Origin of the sequence: Bradyrhizobium rifense, from assembly GCF_008123425.1 — a bacterium.
Taxonomy (GTDB): Bacteria; Pseudomonadota; Alphaproteobacteria; order Rhizobiales; family Xanthobacteraceae; genus Bradyrhizobium; species Bradyrhizobium rifense.
In genome coordinates, this window is record NZ_VSSS01000007.1 from 18,741 (window position 1) to 36,670 (window position 17,930).

Genomic DNA, 17,930 nt, shown 5'->3' on the forward strand with positions numbered 1-17,930 from the left:
ACCACGTCATAGGAAACGCGGGACCACATGCCGCTCCATTCCAGCATCGATCCATCTTCATCTGATTTTGCGCGCAACTCCGACGCCATGCGCGCGCTCGTCGCCGATTTGCGTGAAAAGCTCAGCCAGGTTGCCGGCGGCGGCGGCGAGGCTTCGCGAGATCGCCACACGTCGCGCGGCAAGATGCTGGCGCGGGAACGCGTCGATCTTCTGGTCGATCCCGGGACCTCGTTCCTGGAGCTGTCGCCGCTGGCGGCCCACGGCCTCTATGGCGGCGACGTGCATTCGGCGAGCATCGTCACCGGCGTGGGACGCATCTCGGGCCGCGAATGCGTGATCGTCGCCAACGATGCCACCATCAAGGGTGGCACCTATTATCCGATGACCGTGAAGAAGCATCTGCGCGCGCAGGACATCGCGCGGCAGAACAATTTGCCCTGCGTCTACATGGTCGATTCCGGCGGCGCCTTCCTGCCGCTGCAGGACGAGATCTTTCCGGACGAACGGCATTTTGGCCGCATCTTCTACAACCAGGCGCAGATGTCCTCAGCTGGCATCCCACAGATCGCGATCGTGATGGGTTCCTGCACCGCCGGCGGCGCCTATGTGCCGGCGATGTCGGACGAGAGCATCATCGTGCGCAATCAAGGCACCATCTTCCTCGGCGGCCCGCCGCTGGTGAAGGCCGCGACCGGTGAGGTGGTGACCGCGGAAGAGCTCGGCGGCGCCGACGTGCACTCGCGGCAGTCGGGTGTGACCGATCACTACGCCCAGAACGATGCGCACGCGATCGGCATCGCCCGCCGCATCGTCGGTACGCTGAAACCATCGACGCGGCCGAACCTTAACATGCATCCGCCGCGCGATCCGTTGTTCGCTGCGGAGGAGATCTACGGGGTGGTGCCGGTCGACGGCCGCAAGCCGTTCGACGTACGCGACATCATCGCGCGCGTGGTTGATGGTTCCGAATTCGACGAGTTCAAGAAGCTTTACGGCACGACGCTGGTGTGCGGCTTCGCGCACATCTGGGGCTATCCCGTTGGCATCATCGCCAACAACGGCATCCTGTTCAGCGAGAGTTCGCTGAAGGGCGCCCATTTCATCGAGCTGTGCTGCCAGCGCGGCATACCCCTGGTGTTCCTGCAGAACATCACCGGCTTCATGGTCGGCAAGAAATATGAGGCCGGCGGCATCGCGCGCGATGGTGCGAAACTCGTGACGGCTGTGGCGACCGCCTCGGTGCCGAAATTCACCGTCGTGATCGGCGGCTCCTACGGCGCCGGCAATTACGGCATGTGCGGCCGTGCCTACGCGCCGCGCTTCCTCTGGATGTGGCCGAATGCGCGCATCTCGGTGATGGGCGGCGAGCAGGCCTCGATGGTGCTGAGTCAGGTCCGCCGCGACAACATCGAGGCCAAGGGCGATAGCTGGTCGAAGGAAGCGGAAGACAAATTCCGCGAGCCGATCCGCGCGCAATATGAGAGCCAGGGGCATCCATATTACGCGACCGCGCGTCTTTGGGACGACGGCGTGATCGACCCGGCCGACACGCGGCTCGTGCTTGGCCTCGGCCTCTCAGCGGCGTCGAATGCGCCCATTGAACCTACGAAATTCGGCCTGTTCAGGATGTGATGCGATGGACCGCTCAAAGCTCTACCGCCGTTTTCGCACGCTCCTGATCGCCAACCGCGGCGAGATCGCCTGCCGCGTCATCCGCACCGCCCGCGCCATGGGCTTGCGCACCGTCGCGGTCTATTCCGAGGCCGACCGCGACGCGATGCATGTCGCGCTCGCCGACGAAGCCGTGCTGCTCGGGCCTGCGCGGGCCCGCGACAGCTATCTCAATGTGGAGCGGCTGATCGAGGCTGCGCGCAAGACCGGGGCGGAGGCCGTCCATCCCGGCTACGGCTTCCTGTCCGAGAACGCCGAATTCGCACAGGCCTGCCTCGATGCCGGCCTCGTCTTCGTCGGCCCGACCGCCGAGATGATGACCGCGATGGGCTCGAAGTCCGGCTCGAAAGCGCTGATGGAGAAGGCCGGCGTGCCGCTGGTGCCCGGCTATCACGGCGAGGCCCAGGATGACGCCACGCTGTCGAAGGCTGCGGACAAGATCGGCTTCCCCATCCTGGTGAAGGCCTCGGCCGGCGGCGGCGGCCGCGGCATGCGCATCGTCCGCTCGGCGGCCGAGCTTGCGCCCGCGATTGTCAGCGCCAAGCGCGAAGCCAAGGCCGCGTTCGGCGACGATCGCATGCTGATCGAAAAATATGTCGACAATCCCAGGCATATCGAGGTGCAGATCATCGGCGACAGCCACGGCAATCTGCTGTCGCTGTTCGAACGCGAATGCACCTTGCAGCGCCGCCACCAGAAGGTGATCGAGGAGGCGCCGTCGCCGACCCTCAATGCCGCCCAGCGCGAGACTGTTTGTGCCGCCGCGCGAAAAGCGGCGGGCGCGGTGAACTATGTCGGCGCCGGCACCATCGAGTTCGTCTCCGACGGCAAGGACGTGTTCTTCATCGAGATGAACACGCGTCTCCAGGTCGAGCATCCCGTGACGGAGCTGATCACCGGGATCGACCTCGTGGAGTGGCAGCTGCGCGTCGCCTTCGGCGAGGCGCTGCCGCTGAAGCAGGACGAGATCAAGCTCAACGGCCACGCCGTCGAGGCCCGCGTTTACGCGGAAAACCCGACCAAGAACTTCATGCCCTCGGTCGGCAAGATCTCGACCTGGCGGCTGCCTGCGGAGACCGGTGGCTTGCGCATCGACGCCGGCTATCGAGAGGGCGATACGGTCTCGCCGTACTATGACGCCATGCTCGCTAAGATGATCGCGTGGGCGCCAACGCGCGATGTTGCGATCGACCGGCTCAACCGTGGGCTGGAAGATTCGGACGTCCGTGGCATCGTCACCAACATTCCGTTCCTGTCGGCGCTGATCACGCACCCGAAGGTGCGGGCGAATGCGATCGACACCGGCTTCATCGAGCGCGAGCTGGCAGCCCTGACCTCGGGAGCGCCGGCGCCCGGTGAGTTGGAGCTGTGCGCTGCAGTCGCCGCGATCGTCAATGACGAGCGGCAGGTCGCGCAAGGGGAGGCGAAATCGCCGTGGCAGACCTTTGGCTGGATGCCCCTCGGCCGTCGCCAGCGCAGCTTTGCCTTCCGCGTCGGCCACGGGCCCGAGCTGAAAGTGACGTTGAATTACGGAAGCGGACCGTCAACGCTGGTGATCGGCGAGCGCGAGCTGGCGTTCACGGTTGCGCGGAAGGATGGCGGCTTCGACCTGACGCTCGACGGTGTGAAATCCTCCGTCGCGGCCGTGATCGACGGCCACGAGCTGTACTTGCGCACGCGCAATGGACGCTTCGACCTGCACTGGGTCGATCCGTTCGGCGGCGAGACCGAGGAACAGGCCGGCGCGGACAAGATCGCAGCCCCGTTGCCGGGCACGGTCGTTGCCGTGCTGGCCGAGGAGGGGGCGAAGCTCGAGAAGGGCGCGCCGATCCTGACACTGGAGGTCATGAAAATGGAGCAGACGCTGCGCGCGCCCTATGCCGGCGTGCTGAAGTCGATCAAATGCAAGGTCGGCGACATCGTCCAGGAGGGCGTCGAGCTCGCCGTGGTCGAGGCTTCCGGGGAGTGACATGAGCGATCCCGTCCGCATCATCGAGATGGGGCCGCGCGACGGCCTCCAGAACGAGAAGACGCCCGTCAGCGTCGAGGCCCGCATTGCCTTCATCGAGGCGCTGGTTGGAGCCGGTCTCGATACGGTCGAGGTCGGCGCCTTCGTCTCACCCAAGGCGATTCCGCAGATGACGAGCTCGGATGCCGTGCTGCGCGGCGTTAGCCACGTGAAGAACGCCGAATTCCACGTGCTGGTGCCGAACGAAAAGGGCTATCACGCCGCGCGCGCCGCCGGCGCAAACGTGGTCTCGGTGTTCGCGGCAGCCTCCGAAGGCTTTTCGCGCGCCAACATCAACTGCACGGTCGCGGAGTCCATCGAGCGGTTCAAGCCGGTGCTGGCGCGCGCCAGGGCCGATGGCGTCAAGGTGCGCGGTTATATCTCCTGCGTGCTCGGTTGTCCCTTCGACGGCGAGATCAAGCCGAAGGCGGTTGCCGATCTTGCGACCACGCTGTGGGAGCTCGGCTGCTACGAAATCTCGCTCGGCGACACCATCGGCGTCGGCACGCCTGACAAGGCCAAGGAGATGCTGCGCGCGGTGGCCGCCGAGATTCCCGCCGCGAACCTCGCGATGCATTTCCACGACACCTATGGCCAGGCGCTCGCCAATCTCTACGCCGGCCTGGAGGAGGGCGTCCGCGTGATCGATGCCGCCGCGGGCGGCCTCGGCGGTTGCCCCTATGCGCCAGGTGCCACGGGCAATGTCGCGACCGAGGATGTCGTCTACATGCTCGAGGGCATGGGGATCAGGACGGGGGTGGATATGGAGAAGCTGCTGGCGGCGACGAACGAGATGAGCGGAGTACTTGGCAAACCGCCGGTGAGCCGCGTCGCGACAGCGCTGAATGCGAAGAAGAAGCGGGCCAGTTCGTAGGTCTCGTAGGGTGGCCAAAGGCGCGTCGCGCCGTGCCCACCATTCAGGGGTGCGATCGTTGAGAGATGGTGGGCACGGCGCTAAGCGCCTTTGCCCACCGTACGGCAGTGTGCCTACCTGCTCCCGTCCGGCCCCATCACCAGATCCGGCAGCCAGGTCGAGATCTCCGGCACGAGGCAAAGCAGCAGCACGGCACCCATCATCAGCAGCACGAAGGGCAGCGTGCCCCAGATCACTTCGCTCAGCGAAATGTCCGGCGCGACGTTGCGGATGACGAAGATGTTGAGGCCGACGGGCGGATGGATCAGCCCCATCTCCATCACAATGGTCATGACCACGCCGAACCAGATGATGTCGAAATTGGCCGCACGTAGCGGTGGCAGGATGATCGGCGCGGTCATGAGAATGATCGAGACCGGCGGCAGGAAGAAGCCGAGCACGACCACCATGACGAGGATCGCAAACAGCAGCCCCCAGCGCGGCAGATGCATCGCGACGACAGATTCGGCCGCCGATTGCGAGATGTGGAGATAGCTCATCACATAGGAATAGAGCAGCGACATGCCGATGATCATCATCAGCATCGTCGATTCCCGGATCGTCGACTTCATGATCGGGCCGAGATCTTCCGGCCGCCAGACGCCGTAGATCGCGGCGATCAGCGCCAGCGCCAGCAGGCCGCCAAGGCCGGCCGTTTCCGACGGCGTGGCATAGCCGCCATAGAGCGCGGCCATGACGCCGGTGAGCAGCAGGACGAAGGGGAGCACCCTCGGCAGCACGCTGAAGCGCTCGGCGAGCGTATATTCGTCGCGGGCGAGGATCGCCGCTTCCGGGCCGCCGTTCTTATAGGCGGCCTCGGCCGCGGCATATTCCTGGCGGAAGCGGATCACGGCATAGAAGCCGAACAGCGAGACCAGCAGCAGGCCGGGGCCGATTCCGGCGAGAAACAGCCGTCCCAGCGACTTTTCCGCGGCGACCGCGAACAGGATCATGGTGATCGACGGCGGCAGCAGGATGCCGAGCGTGCCGCCGGCGGCGATGATGCCGGCGGCGAAGCCGCCGGAATAGCCGCGCTTGCGCATCTCGGGAATACCGGCCGAGCCGATCGCCGAGCAGGTCGCGGGTGAGGAGCCCGCCATCGCCGCAAACAGCGCGCAGGCGAAGACGTTGGCGACGCCGAGGCCACCGGGCACGCGATGCAGCCAGGCGTGCAGCGCCGAATAGAGATCCTGGCCGGCCCGCGACTTGCCGATCGCCGCGCCCTTCAGGATGAAGAGCGGGATCGACAGCAGCGTGATCGAGGCCATCTCCTCGTAGACATTCTGCGTCACGGTATCGAGCGATGCCGCGGGCATGTAGATGCCCATGAACACGACCGCGACGGCGCCAAGGGCAAAAGCAATCGGCATGCCCGAAAACATCACGAGCAGCGTCGCGACCCCGTAAGCGATACCGATACCGAAAACGCTCATGGACGCTTGGCTCCCGCGAACGGCAGCGCCAGCTGCACGAGGATCTGGACGCAGAGCAGGCTCATGCCAAGCGCCATCAGTGAATAGGGAATCGCGAGCGGCGGCGACCACATCGAGTTCGAGACCTGACCGTCGACATAGGCCTCATGGGCCAGCGTCCACGACTTCCAGGCGAAGAAGGTGCAGAACAGGAACGTCACGGCGTCGACGATCCAGAGCCGGATCCTGTTCGCGAGCGGCGACAGCAGGCCGACAAAGGCCTCGATGCCGATGTGGCCGCGGTTCTGCTGCACATAGGCCGCCGTCATGAAGGTGGCGCCGACCAGCAGGAACACGGCGGCCTCGTCCTGCCAGTAATTGGCGGCCTTGAACAGCGCGCGGCTCAGCACGCTGTAGCTCAGGATGGCGCAGGCGGCGACCAGCGCCAGTGCCGCGAACGCGACGATGATGCGGTTGAGGATGGCGAGGCCGCGATCGAGTGCTGCCGCAAGTCCGGTCCTTGCGGCAGCATTCGCCGTGTCGTCACGATCCCTCAGCGGACCGTGGCTCATGCCGCGACGTCGGAGGCGAGCTTGAGCAGGTTGGCCGCGGTCGCGGTCTTGGCGCCGTAGTCTTTCCACGCGGTGTCGCGGGCGATGTCGCGCCACTTGCCGACCGTCGCGGCATCGAGCACCGAGACCTTTGCGCCGGCCTTCTCGTAGACCTTTGCGACCTCGACGTCGTCATCCTGCGCGCCCTTGCGGCCGAAGGTCTCGAGCTCGGTGCCGACCGCGAGCAGGACGTCCTGCTGGTTCTTCGGCAGCTTGTCGAAGATCGACTTCGACATCATCAGCGGCTCCAGCATGAACCAGTAGGAGGCGCCCGCGCCCGAGGTCAGCGCCTTCGCGACCTCTTCGAGGCGGAACGAGATCAGGCTGGTGGAGGAGGTGATGCCGGCATCGCAGGCGCCGGTCTGCATCGCCGCGTAGAGTTCGTTCGAGGGCACCGACAGCACCGAGGCGCCGGCGGTCTGCAGCACCATGTCCATCTCGCGCGAGCCGCCGCGCACCTTCATGCCCTTGGCATCTTCGGGCGACACGATCGCCTTGGAGCGGCTGGCGACGCCGCCGGCCTGCCAGACCCAGCTCAGGAGGATGATGCCCTTGTCGGCGAGGAAATCGGTGAGCGCCTTGCCGACCGGCTCCTTCTTCCAGCGCATGCCCTGGTCGTAGGTGGTGACGAGACCCGGCATCAGGCCGATATTGGTCTCCGGCAATTCGCCGCCGGCATACGGCATCGGATAGAGACTGATGTCGAGCGCGCCCTTGCGCATCGCGGAGAACTGGGCGTTGGTCTTGATCAGCGAGGAGTTCGGATAGATTTCAGCAGCGATGTCGCCATTGCTGCGCTTCGCCACTTCGGCGGCGAACATGCGGCAGAGCCGATCGCGGAAATCACCCTTGTCGATGGTGCCGCCCGGGAATTGGTGCGAGATCTTCAGCGTGGTCGCGGCATGCGCGGTACCAACGCCGAAGCGAAGAATGGCGGGTGCTGCGACGGCGGTCGCGAGCAGGTTTCGACGCGTGAACATGGAGTATCCCCTTGGACGGTTCTTTGAACGGCTCTTGTTTGACGTGATCTGGGCGGTCATGAGACCGGCGCGAAGGCCCATCCTAGCCGGTCTTTGACCCGAACTTCTCTCATCTGATAGTTCGAGACCGAATGCCGCGGCAAGTGTTGGCCTTGCTGCGCTGCACACGCCGGGCCTCACGGTTCCCATTGTTAATGCTGTGCCTCAGGCGACGATCACGCGGGGGCGACCGATGACATACGAAAAAATAGCAACGTCGCGTAACAAGCATGCGCGTCGATCCGTCGAGATTGTGTAGCGGCACAAGTCGCTGACAAACACCATCTCGAAGGGATTATCTCTCATGACCATTCGCACCCGCATCGTGTTCGGCGTCACGGCCGCCGCTCTCTCGCTTGGCCTGGCGCTGTCGCCGGCCGCTTTCGCCCAGGACAAGATGGGCAAGGACGACGGCATGATGAAGAAGGACACGATGTCCAAGGACGGCATGAAGAAGGACACCATGTCCAAGGACGACGGCATGAAGAAGGACACGATGTCGAAGGATGGCATGAAGAAAGACGACGGCATGAAGAAGAACTGATCTCATGCCGTCGTGCCGGGCGCCTCGACGGGGCGAGCCCGGCATGCGCTCATCCGGTTTCGGTCGAAGGCCTGTCATCGTACGCGCGCGTTCGCGCGGACGCAGCTGGTCCGTACCGTCAGGATTTGACCTGAAGCACGTGCGCTTCAGGTCAAATTTTGTTGAAGGTCACTTCCGCTTGGCCTTGCGGGCGGCGTAACGGGCGTCGCGCTTGGCCTTTTGCTCGGCCTCGAGCTCGGCTGCCTTGGCAGCGGCTTCCTCGGCCTCACGCGCGATCCGAGCGGCTTCGAGCGCTGCGGTCTCTTCCTCGCGACGCTTCTGCTCGGCCTTTTCTGCCTCGCGCGTAGCCTTTGCCTCGGCGCGCTTGGCTGCAAGAGCCTCGCGCTCGGCACGCTTCGCCAACACCGCGGGATCATCAGGCCCGGGCTGCGATTTGAACTTGTTCAAAAGATTTTTGCGCGCTTCCTGCGCCGCCTTTTGCCGGTCTGAAAACCCGGGTTCCCTAAATCCACTCACGGGCCTTGCCTTCCTCGCTTTCAATCCTACATCGGTGACTGTTGGTACGTCGGCTGGGCATAGCAGGCACCACGCGACGCAGATGCGTGTACATGCACGCGCGCCGCAACGCCACCCATAATCGCAGCCGATCAGGTCAACGAAAATCACTTACCCAGTCGATCCTTCGTAGCCCGGAAAAACTGCCGAATTGTGATGCCCTTCATAAAGGGCACCCAGCGGCGGCGCCTAGCGTCCGCCCCAATACGAGACGGAGCACGGGCATGATCTATTTCCGGCTGAGCCTGAAAGCCCTTGCAGTGACAATCGCAGCAGTGGCGGTCGCGGGCGCGGTGTTGCTGGCCGCCCGCCCACAGCCCATCGAGAGCGCTGTTCTGGGGGCGGCATGGGAGTGCACCCAGACCGCGTTCATCCTGACAAGCTGCGCGCCGCGCGTGCAGCAGGCGGTCCCGGCGGTCGAGACCTCGCGCAAGGAGGCGCTGAGGTCGACCAGGGGCTGAGCGGCCAGGCGCTGAGTGGGATGTGACGCGACGTCGCAGAGGTGATAAAGGGCCTCACCGAGCGACAGGGTCCCCATGTCCGAACCTAAGTCCAAGCCTGACCCCACCAAGAAGCCCAACTCCTCGCCAAAGTCCCAATCCGGCGACAGCCGCCGCGGCGCGATCGCGGGTCTGATCATCGCCGCTGTCATCCTTGGTGTCGGCCTGTGGCTCGCCCGCGACCTCACCGCGGCCAGCAAGCTGCAGGATTGCCTGATGTCGGGGCGCAGCAATTGCAATGTGATCGAGCCGGCCCGCTAGACACTTTCTGCAATGTGTCGGGACGAAAAATTGCCGTGATCTGAATCATTTGTAACGGGACATAGCCGATTGGCCGGGCCAGTTTGGCAGGTCAGTCATGTCGGTCGGCATCACCCAGGCGCGACCCGAATCGTCTATCGCGCGTGGACTACGGCAATTGCGAAAGTTGAGGGGGTAAGCACGCATGAGTGCGTCCAGCCGCATGAAGTTCATCATTCCCATGGTTTCGGCCATGTCGTTGCTGGCGGTGTCCGCGCAAGCGCAGGAGGCAGGGCCGCCGAAGGGCGTCGGCCAGCCGCCAGGGCAGGGCGCAGGTAGCCCACCCCCGGCCAATCAGAACATGCGCAAGGGTCCTTCGCCGCAGCAGGCCGTACACCCCGGGCCTCAGCCTGGCGGCCAGGCCCACGTGGGCCCAGGTCCTGGAGGAGCTCCAGGAGCAGGTCCCGGACCGCATGGCCCCGGACCGCGTAATGCCGGTGGCCCGCCGCCGGGACCCGGTCGCTACATGGCACGCGGTCCCGCACCGGCGCGCGACTGGGGCGGACACGGCTATCGCGGCAATCTTGCCTGGGACGGCGGACGCTGGCGCCACGAGGTCCACAACGGCCGCTCCGGCTGGTGGTGGGATGTCGGCGGCGTCTGGTACTATTATCCGCAGCGGATGGACGGGCCACCCGCCTACATCTCAGAGGACTTTGCCGACGATGTGCCCGTGGCCTACGCGCCGCCGGGTCCGCCGGTCGCCTATGAACCGCCGCCTCCACCACCTCCGGCCCCCGACCCCGGTGCGAGCGCGCTGGGTGGGGCCATCGTCGGCGGCGTGCTCGGCGGCCTGATTTCCGGGCGCGCTTCGGGTGCAGCGGCTGGCGCCGTGATCGGTGGCGCCACCGGCGCGATCGCCGGTGCGACGGCTGCCGCGCGCCCAGGCTACTATGTCGCCGAGGGCGTTTGCTATTACCGCTATCCGAGCGGCCAGTATGTGCAGGCCGATCCGCGCGCCTGCTACTGAACTTCTCAAAGCGCAATCCAACATGAATGAGGCGGGCCCGGTGCCCGCCTCATTTGCGTTTGCTCCTGTGTGGAGACGAGGTCTAACGACGTTGCGGCGACGCACAACAACTGTCCCAACTTTTCTCTGGCGCTCCCCGCCGCAACGCGCCTTCATCAAAGAAAAAACGAAGACGCGAGTCGCGGGGATAGGAACATGCTGGATGCGATCCAGATCAGCCTGGCGCTATGGGCCATGATCGTTTGCGGAGGGATCAAGGCGGTGCAACTGGTGCACTACCTGTTCTAACGCGTGCGATCGCGTTGCGCTCAGGAGACGAGCCAGGTCAGGAACGCCATCGCGGCCCAGACCAGGCCGCCGATCCAGGCTGTCATCACCAGGACGATGGCGGCGAGAAGGGAGAGACCGAACAGGTCGGTCTTGCGCGATGATGCGTGAGCCCGTGCTGCGGCTTCGGCCTTTCGTGTCATGAGCAGAACAGCCATCCTTCCCGTGTCGCGTTCTTGCGGCGCGTGAGGCACTGTCTAGCGAACGCGCCGGAAATCGGCTGTGATGCAATTCACAGATCACCAGAATGAAAGCCGGCCTCACCGGTTTGTGCACGCGGCGCTCAGAACACGAAGGCCGGCGCTATCAGGTTTCGCGCTTTCTGACGTAACGTCGTCGGCGAAAATCGAGATCGCGCGGGGCCCGGTCGCACGTCAAATTCATCGCGGTAATATCGTGCGGAAGCGCGTACGCCGGTGCGACTTTCGTCCTCCGCAATCATACGGACGAAATTGCCACGCACTTGTCCATATCTGCCGGTTAAACTTGGCCGCATGTGTACCAAGTACGATCCACAGCATGAAGCCGAGGCGGCGATGAAGCGCGCCGCGGCGTCCGAAGGCCCCGACCGGCAACGACTGATCGAGCTGGCTCTGGCCTGGCATCAGCTCGCTCGCGATCGGCGTGACGACGAGCGAAGGGACTGACTTTCGTCTGACAGACAAGTTCGCCTGGTTCGGGTCTTGGCACCGGTCATGAGAAAGCCCCGTGCTCGGGGGGACAAGCACGGGGCCCTTCAAAGCCGACCGGGGGCTGGCAGGTCGGCACCACTCTGTTTCGTCGCAGACAACTTGGCGGTCGTAGTCTCGTTCCGCGTGCCGTCGTATTTTGTTGAACGCCGCGACCGATGCGTGTCGGCTTTGATTTGCGAAACGCGCCGTTAAGACATGCGCGGTGCTGCGTATTGTGGTCGCGATTCGTGCTTTGGGAACGGAGCGGAGTCGGACCGTGAACAAACGGAATGCTGACCCTTCAGGGCCCAAGTTCAGGCCAAAGCTGGAATCACTCGACCGCCGATGGCTGCTTCTGGTGGCCTCGACGCGCCCAGGCCTGAACCGCGGAGGCGAGCTGATGCTGGCTCATGGCGGCATCCGCAATGGACGCCTGCGCCATCTCGATCCGCTTTGTGATCACGCTGGAGTTGACGTCCACGATTGCGTCGAGCGCGAGAAACGATATCGCAACAATCGCCACCGCGCAGGCGATCCCCATTCTCGTCAATTCGGCTCGCGGCATCGACAGTCCCTGATCGGGCGCACGTCGCCCGCCGCCGATACATAGGGCGCACCCGCACGGTTCAAAGACCGGGGCAAGGTTACCCACGCATTCGTGAAAGACGACAGATTTGCAATGAGGGGATGGGGGCGCCGTTAATGATGAACGCCGGGGCACGTCGACAAGACTGAGGCTGGCGATCCCAGCAGGACTCGAACCTGCAACCCGCGGAGTAGAAATCCGCTACTCTATCCAGTTGAGCTATGGGACCGTCTGGGCCACCCCGGTTTGGGGGCTGGCTGTCATATATCATGCCAATATGAAAAATCTGGTGTTTCGCCAAGCCTGAACCGAACCGTTTTCCCTCGAGCCGCGACAAAGCGGAACGGCGGAGTGTCAGGGTGCCGGGTTGAGCGGCAGCGTACTGGACGATGGATCACATCGCCGGGGGCGCTGACTAGCTTCCGGGATACGGCCGCCGGACGACGGGTCCGATATTGCTGCGCCTCAGGACGGCGTGCGCGGCGATATCTCGATCGGTCTCCTCTGGGCGTGCCTTGCCATGGCGAATGCGACGTTTTGCACCTTGGGTTCCATCGCCTTGAGTCTGTCACCCTTTCCGCGCAGTTTAGCGCCGCCGCGGCGTTCGTCCACGATTTCCGGGAGTCCCTTCATGATCGGTCTGGTTCGCGCCGTCACACTCTGCGCCACGCTGGCGCTTGGCCTGAGCACCGTGCTAGCCGCGGACAAGGCGTTCAAGCGCGACGATCTCGCTGATTCCGCCATCAAGCTGGAGGCGCAGATCAAGAGCGAGGCCGGGCCGGTCGCCAAGACCGGGGCGACCTTGCGCACGGACGCCGATGCCGCCTTCAGGCGCAACGATTACCGCACCGGGCTCTCGGTGCTCGGCCAGATCGCCGCCGTCACGCCCGATGACGCCGGCAACTGGCTGCGGCTCGCAAAAGTCATCTTCCAGATCACGCCGAAGAGTTCGAGCGAGCAGACCTTCCTGCTGGAGCGCGCCTCGACCGCTGCCTACATCGCCTATCAGCGGGCCGGCAATCCGGGCGAGGAGGCGGACGCGCTCGCCGTGCTCGGCAAGTCGCTCTCCGAACGAAAACTGTGGCGGCCGGCGCTGGACGCGTTGCGGCTGTCGCTCGACATGCGCGAGGTCGCCGACGTTCGCGGCAGTTACGAGAAGCTGCGCGACGAGCACGGTTTTCGGCTGCTCGACTATACCGTGGACTCGGATTCGGCTAGCCCGCGTGCCTGCTTCCAGTTCTCGGAAGAGCTCGCCAAGCGCACCGACTTTGCGCCGTTCCTGGCGCTCGCGGGCCAGGACAAGCCGGCGCTGTCGGCCGAAGGCAAGCAGCTCTGCGTCGACGGGCTCAAGCACGGTGAGCGCTACAACATCAATTTGCGTGCGGGCCTGCCGTCGACCGTGAAGGAGGGCCTGCCGAAATCGGCCGAGTTCAACATCTATGTGCGCGACCGCAAGCCGTTCGTGCGCTTCACCAGCCGCGCCTATGTGCTGCCGCGGACCGGCCAGCGCGGCATTCCCGTGGTCAGCGTCAACACGCCGGCGGTTACCGTCGACGTGTTCCGGATCGGCGATCGCAATCTGATCAACACGGTTGTCGACAGTGACTTCCAGAAGACGCTGTCGAAATACCAGCTCAGCGATCTCGGCGATCAGCGCGGCGTCAAGGTCTGGTCCGGCGAACTCGCGACCGCGATGAATCTGAACCAGGATGTCATCACCGCGTTTCCGGTCGATCAGGCGCTGGGCGAGCTCCAGCCCGGCGTCTATGTGATGACGGCGGCGGCCAAGGGCCCGGGCAGCGACGACGACTCCCAGCTCGCAACCCAATGGTTCATCGTCTCGGATCTCGGCGTCACGGCCTATTCTGGCAATGACGGCATCCATGTCTTCGTCAATTCGCTGGCCTCGACCGACCCGGTCGGCAAAGCCGAGGTGCGGCTGGTCGCCCGCAACAACGAGATTTTGGCGACGCGCAAGACCGACGAGTCGGGCCACGTGCTGTTCGAAGCGGGGCTGGCGCGCGGCGAGGGCGGCTTGTCACCGGCGATGCTGACTGTCACTGGCGAGAAGGCCGACTACGCCTTCCTCAGCCTGAAGACCTCGGCCTTTGATCTGTCCGACCGCGGCGTCGCGGGTCGCGCAGTGCCATCAGGCGCTGACGCCTTCGTCTATGCCGAGCGCGGCGTCTATCGCTCCAGCGAGACCGTCTATCTGACCGCGCTGCTGCGCGACGGGCAGGGCAATGCCGTCAATGGCGGGCCGCTGACCCTGGTGATCGAGCGCCCCGACGGTGTCGAATTCCGCCGCGCCGTGCTGTCCGACCAGGGCGCCGGCGGTCGCTCGCTTGCCGTACCGCTCAACTCGGCCGTACCGACCGGTACCTGGCGGGTGCGCGCCTTCACCGATCCGAAGGGGTCGTCGGTCGGCGAGACCACCTTCATGGTCGAGGACTACGTCCCCGATCGGATCGAATTCGACTTGTCTGCCAAGGACAAGCTGATCAAAGCTAACGCTCCTGTGGAGCTTAAGGCGGACGGTCATTTCCTCTATGGCGCGCCGGCCTCGGGCCTCCAGCTCGAGGGCGATCTACTGGTCGCGCCTGCGAGCGAACGCCCGGGCTTTGCCGGCTATCAGTTCGGCGTCGATGACGAGCAGACCACCTCGAATGAGCGCACGCCGCTGGAGAATCTGCCGGAGGCCGACGCCAACGGCGTTGCGACCTTCCCGGTGACACTGGAGAAGCAGCCGGCCTCAACCCGTCCGCAGGAAGCGCAGATCTTCGTCCGCATGGTCGAGACCGGCGGTCGCGCCGTCGAGCGCAAGCTCGTGCTGCCAGTCGCGCCCGCGACCGCCCTGATCGGCATCAAGCCGCTATTCGGCGACAAGAACGTCGCGGAGGGCGACAAGGCGGAGTTCGACATCGTGTTTGTCTCGCCCGAGGGCAAGACCTTGCCGCGCGACGGCCTGCGCTACGAGCTGCTGAAGATGGAGTCGCGCTACCAATGGTATCGCCAGAACAATTACTGGGAGTACGAGCCGGTCAAGTCGACCTCGCGCGTTTCTGACGGCGACGTCACGATCGCTGCCGACAAGCCGTCGCGCGTTTCGCTCAGCCCCCAGCCCGGCCGCTACCGGCTCGACGTGAAGTCGAACGATGCCGACGGCCCGGTAACCTCGGTGCAGTTCGACGTCGGCTGGTATTCCGACGGCAGCGCCGACACGCCGGACCTGCTGGAGACCTCGATCGACAAGCCGCAATATGCCTCCGGCGATATCATGACCGTCTCGGTCAATGTCCGCTCCGCCGGCAAGCTCACCGTCAATGTGCTCGGCGACCGACTGCTGACGACACAGACCATCGACGTCAAGGAAGGCACCGCACAGGTGAAGCTCCCGGTCGGCAAGGACTGGGGCACCGGCGCCTATGTGGTGGCAACGCTGCGCCGTCCGCTCGATGCGGCAGCCCAGCGCATGCCGGGCCGCGCGATCGGCCTGAAATGGTTCGGCATCGACAAGCAGACGCGGACGCTCCAGGTGAAGCTGACGCCGCCGGCGCTGATCCGGCCGAATGCGATGCTGAAGATCCCGGTCAAGCTCGACGGGCTCAATCCGGGTGAGGACGCCAAGGTCGTGATCGCTGCCGTCGATGTCGGCATTCTCAACCTCACCAATTACAAACCGCCGGCGCCGGATGACTATTATCTCGGCCAGCGCCGCCTCAGCGCAGAGATCCGCGATCTCTATGGGCAGCTGATCGACGGCATGTCGGGCACGCGCGGCCAGATCAAATCCGGCGGTGACGCCGGCGCAGCCGAGCTCCAGGGCTCGCCGCCTGCGCAGAAGCCGCTCGCGCTCTATTCGGGCATCGTCACGGTCGGCGCCGACGGCAGCGCGGAAGTCAGCTTCGATATTCCGGAGTTCGCCGGCACCGCGCGCGTGATGGCCGTGGCATGGACCGCGACCAAGCTCGGCCGCGCCAACACCGACGTCGTGATCCGCGATCCCGTCGTGTTGACCACGACCCTGCCGCGCTTCCTGCTCAACGGCGACCACGGCACGGTCAATCTCGAGATCGACAATGTCGAGGGGCAGGCCGGCGACTACGTCATCAACGTCAAGACGGGTGGACCCGTTAAGATGACCGGCAATCCCGCCACCACCGTCAAGCTCGCCGCCAAGCAGCGCAATTCGTTCTCGCTGGCGATCGACGCGACCGCGGCGGGGCCGGCGACGCTCGACGTCGACATCAAGGGCCCGAACGGCTTGGCGCTCGCGCGTCACTATGCGCTCGACGTCAAGGCGGCAACGCAGGTGCTGGCACGGCGTTCGATCCGGACGCTGGCGAAGGGTGAGAGCCTGACGCTGACCTCGGACATGTTCTCCGACCTCGTGCCGGGCACCGGCAGCGTCTCGGTCTCGGCGAGCCTGTCGACCGCGCTCGATGCGGCGACGATCCTCAAGGCGCTCGACCGCTATCCCTATGGCTGCTCGGAGCAGATCACGAGCCGCGCCATGCCGCTGCTCTATGTCAACGACCTCGCGGCCGGCGCCCATCTCGCCATGGACACCGAGGTCGACCAGCGTATCCGCGACGCCATCGAGCGGCTCCTGGCGCGCCAGGGCTCGAACGGCTCGTTCGGCCTGTGGTCGGCCGGCGGCGACGATGCCTGGCTCGTTGCGTACGTCACGGACTTCCTCACCCGCGCCCGTGAAAAGGGTTTTGTGGTGCCGGACGTGCTGTTCAAGAACGCGCTGGATCGTATCCGCAACTCGGTCGTCAACGGCAATGAGCCGGAGAAGGACGGCGGGCGCGATCTCGCCTACGGCCTCTACGTGCTCGCCCGCAATGGCGCTGCTCCCATCGGCGATCTCCGTTATCTCGCCGACACCAAGCTGAACAACCTCGCAACGCCGATTGCGAAGTCGCAGCTCGCGGCGGCGTTGGCTCTGGTCGGAGACCGCAACCGTGCAGAGCGGGTCTATGGCGCGGCCCTCGACAGCCTCGCGCCAAAGCCGGTGCTGGAATTCGGCCGCACCGACTACGGCTCGCAGCTGCGCGATGCCGCTGCTCTCGTCTCGCTTGCGAGCGAAGGCAACGCGCCGAAGGCGACGCTGACGCAGGCGGTCTTGCGGGTCGAGACCGCGCGCGGGCTCACGCCCTACACCTCGACGCAGGAGAATGCGTGGCTGGTGCTGGCCGCCCGCGCCCTGGCCAAGGAAAACCTCTCGATCGACGTCGACGGCCAGAGCGTCAAGACCGCGCTCTACCGCAGCTACAAGGCGGATACGCTGAGCGGCAAGCCGCTGAAGATCACTAACACCGGCGACGCGCCGGTGCAGGCGGTGATCTCGGTGTCGGGCTCGCCGGTCACGCCGGAGCCCGCGGCGTCGAACGGCTTCAAGATCGAGCGCAATTACTTCACGCTCGACGGCAAGCCGGCCGACATCAGCAAGGTCAAGCAGAACGACCGTTTTGCGGTGGTGCTGAAGATCACCGAGGCCAAGCCGGAATACGGTCACATCATGGTGTCCGACTATTTGCCGGCGGGGCTGGAGATCGACAACCCGAAGCTGGTGTCGTCGGGCGACAGCGGCACGCTGGACTGGATCGAGGACGGCCAGGAGCCGGAGGACACCGAGTTCCGTGACGACCGCTTCACCGCTGCGGTCGACCGCGCCTCGGATTCCAAGGCGGTCTTCACCGTCGCCTATGTCGTGCGCGTGGTTTCGCCCGGCAAATACGTGCTGCCGCAGGCCTATGTCGAGGACATGTACAATCCCTCGCGCTACGGCCGCACGGGAACGGGATCCGTCGAGGTGCGGGCGGCGAAGTGAGTAGCGA

At 65.0% G+C, this 17,930-nt stretch carries 14 protein-coding genes and 1 tRNA gene; 8 read left to right on the top strand and 7 right to left on the bottom strand.

Going from position 1 to position 17,930, the window contains the following annotated elements; translation table 11 throughout:
• Positions 1-27: 27 nt before the first annotated feature.
• The 3 genes from FXB40_RS02515 to FXB40_RS02525 are packed head-to-tail and all read left to right on the top strand — an operon-like array spanning position 28 to position 4,553.
• Positions 28-1,632, top strand: coding sequence for a carboxyl transferase domain-containing protein (locus tag FXB40_RS02515; RefSeq protein WP_148770642.1), 1,605 nt, complete (start codon positions 28-30; stop codon positions 1,630-1,632).
• 4 nt (positions 1,633-1,636) lie between these two features.
• A complete protein-coding gene (locus tag FXB40_RS02520; protein ID WP_187436612.1) occupies positions 1,637-3,640 on the top strand; it encodes an acetyl/propionyl/methylcrotonyl-CoA carboxylase subunit alpha in 2,004 nt (667 codons plus the stop codon).
• Position 3,641: 1 nt separating this feature from the next.
• Positions 3,642-4,553: a hydroxymethylglutaryl-CoA lyase gene (locus FXB40_RS02525; protein ID WP_148770644.1), complete on the top strand. Its 912-nt coding sequence runs from the start codon at positions 3,642-3,644 to the stop codon at positions 4,551-4,553.
• A 113-nt stretch (positions 4,554-4,666) separates the two neighbouring features.
• Here FXB40_RS02525 and FXB40_RS02530 read toward each other — a convergent pair whose 3' ends face one another.
• From FXB40_RS02530 to FXB40_RS02540, 3 genes are read right to left on the bottom strand one after another with little or no spacing between them, the layout of a single operon-like run.
• The gene (locus FXB40_RS02530) at positions 4,667-6,025 is read right to left on the bottom strand and encodes a TRAP transporter large permease (RefSeq protein WP_148770645.1); all 1,359 of its coding nucleotides are present in this window, start codon (positions 6,023-6,025) and stop codon (positions 4,667-4,669) included.
• Positions 6,022-6,576: a TRAP transporter small permease gene (locus tag FXB40_RS02535; protein WP_148770646.1), complete on the bottom strand. Its 555-nt coding sequence runs from the start codon at positions 6,574-6,576 to the stop codon at positions 6,022-6,024. The genes FXB40_RS02530 and FXB40_RS02535 overlap by 4 nt, the downstream gene beginning before the upstream one ends.
• Complete coding sequence (locus FXB40_RS02540) at positions 6,573-7,595, bottom strand: TRAP transporter substrate-binding protein (protein ID WP_148770647.1); 1,023 nt, start codon at positions 7,593-7,595, stop codon at positions 6,573-6,575. The genes FXB40_RS02535 and FXB40_RS02540 overlap by 4 nt, the downstream gene beginning before the upstream one ends.
• A 343-nt stretch (positions 7,596-7,938) precedes the next feature.
• On the opposite strand from FXB40_RS02540, the gene FXB40_RS02545 reads away from it, so the two are divergent.
• Positions 7,939-8,178 carry a pentapeptide MXKDX repeat protein gene (locus tag FXB40_RS02545; protein ID WP_148770648.1) on the top strand — a complete coding sequence of 80 codons (240 nt, stop codon included), beginning with the start codon at positions 7,939-7,941 and terminating at the stop codon, positions 8,176-8,178.
• A gap of 168 nt (positions 8,179-8,346) precedes the next feature.
• Here FXB40_RS02545 and FXB40_RS02550 read toward each other — a convergent pair whose 3' ends face one another.
• Positions 8,347-8,694, bottom strand: coding sequence for a DUF6481 family protein (locus tag FXB40_RS02550; protein ID WP_148770649.1), 348 nt, complete (start codon positions 8,692-8,694; stop codon positions 8,347-8,349).
• A 263-nt stretch (positions 8,695-8,957) separates the two neighbouring features.
• Here FXB40_RS02550 and FXB40_RS02555 point away from each other — a divergent pair, with 263 nt between their 5' ends.
• The 3 genes from FXB40_RS02555 to FXB40_RS02565 all read left to right on the top strand — a co-directional run bounded on the left by FXB40_RS02555 (position 8,958) and on the right by FXB40_RS02565 (position 10,503).
• Positions 8,958-9,194, top strand: coding sequence for a hypothetical protein (locus FXB40_RS02555; protein WP_148770650.1), 237 nt, complete (start codon positions 8,958-8,960; stop codon positions 9,192-9,194).
• A gap of 75 nt (positions 9,195-9,269) precedes the next feature.
• The gene (locus tag FXB40_RS02560; RefSeq protein ID WP_148770651.1) at positions 9,270-9,494 is read left to right on the top strand and encodes a hypothetical protein; all 225 of its coding nucleotides are present in this window, start codon (positions 9,270-9,272) and stop codon (positions 9,492-9,494) included.
• Between the two features lie 184 nt (positions 9,495-9,678).
• Positions 9,679-10,503 (top strand): hypothetical protein, encoded by an 825-nt coding sequence (locus tag FXB40_RS02565; protein WP_148770652.1) that lies wholly within the window; start codon positions 9,679-9,681, stop codon positions 10,501-10,503.
• A gap of 308 nt (positions 10,504-10,811) precedes the next feature.
• Here the strand turns inward: FXB40_RS02565 and FXB40_RS47610 are convergent, their stop codons facing one another.
• The 3 genes from FXB40_RS47610 to FXB40_RS02575 form a co-directional block, all read right to left on the bottom strand.
• Positions 10,812-10,988, bottom strand: a complete 177-nt coding sequence (locus FXB40_RS47610; RefSeq protein WP_187436630.1) for a hypothetical protein — start codon at positions 10,986-10,988, stop codon at positions 10,812-10,814.
• An 844-nt stretch (positions 10,989-11,832) separates the two neighbouring features.
• Entirely contained in the window at positions 11,833-12,066 is a 234-nt protein-coding gene (locus FXB40_RS02570; protein ID WP_148770653.1) for a hypothetical protein, read from the bottom strand.
• 173 nt (positions 12,067-12,239) lie between these two features.
• A tRNA-Arg gene (locus FXB40_RS02575) sits at positions 12,240-12,316 on the bottom strand.
• 402 nt (positions 12,317-12,718) lie between these two features.
• On the opposite strand from FXB40_RS02575, the gene FXB40_RS02580 reads away from it, so the two are divergent.
• Positions 12,719-17,923, top strand: coding sequence for an alpha-2-macroglobulin family protein (locus FXB40_RS02580; RefSeq protein ID WP_148770654.1), 5,205 nt, complete (start codon positions 12,719-12,721; stop codon positions 17,921-17,923).
• The last annotated feature ends 7 nt before the right edge of the window (positions 17,924-17,930 follow it).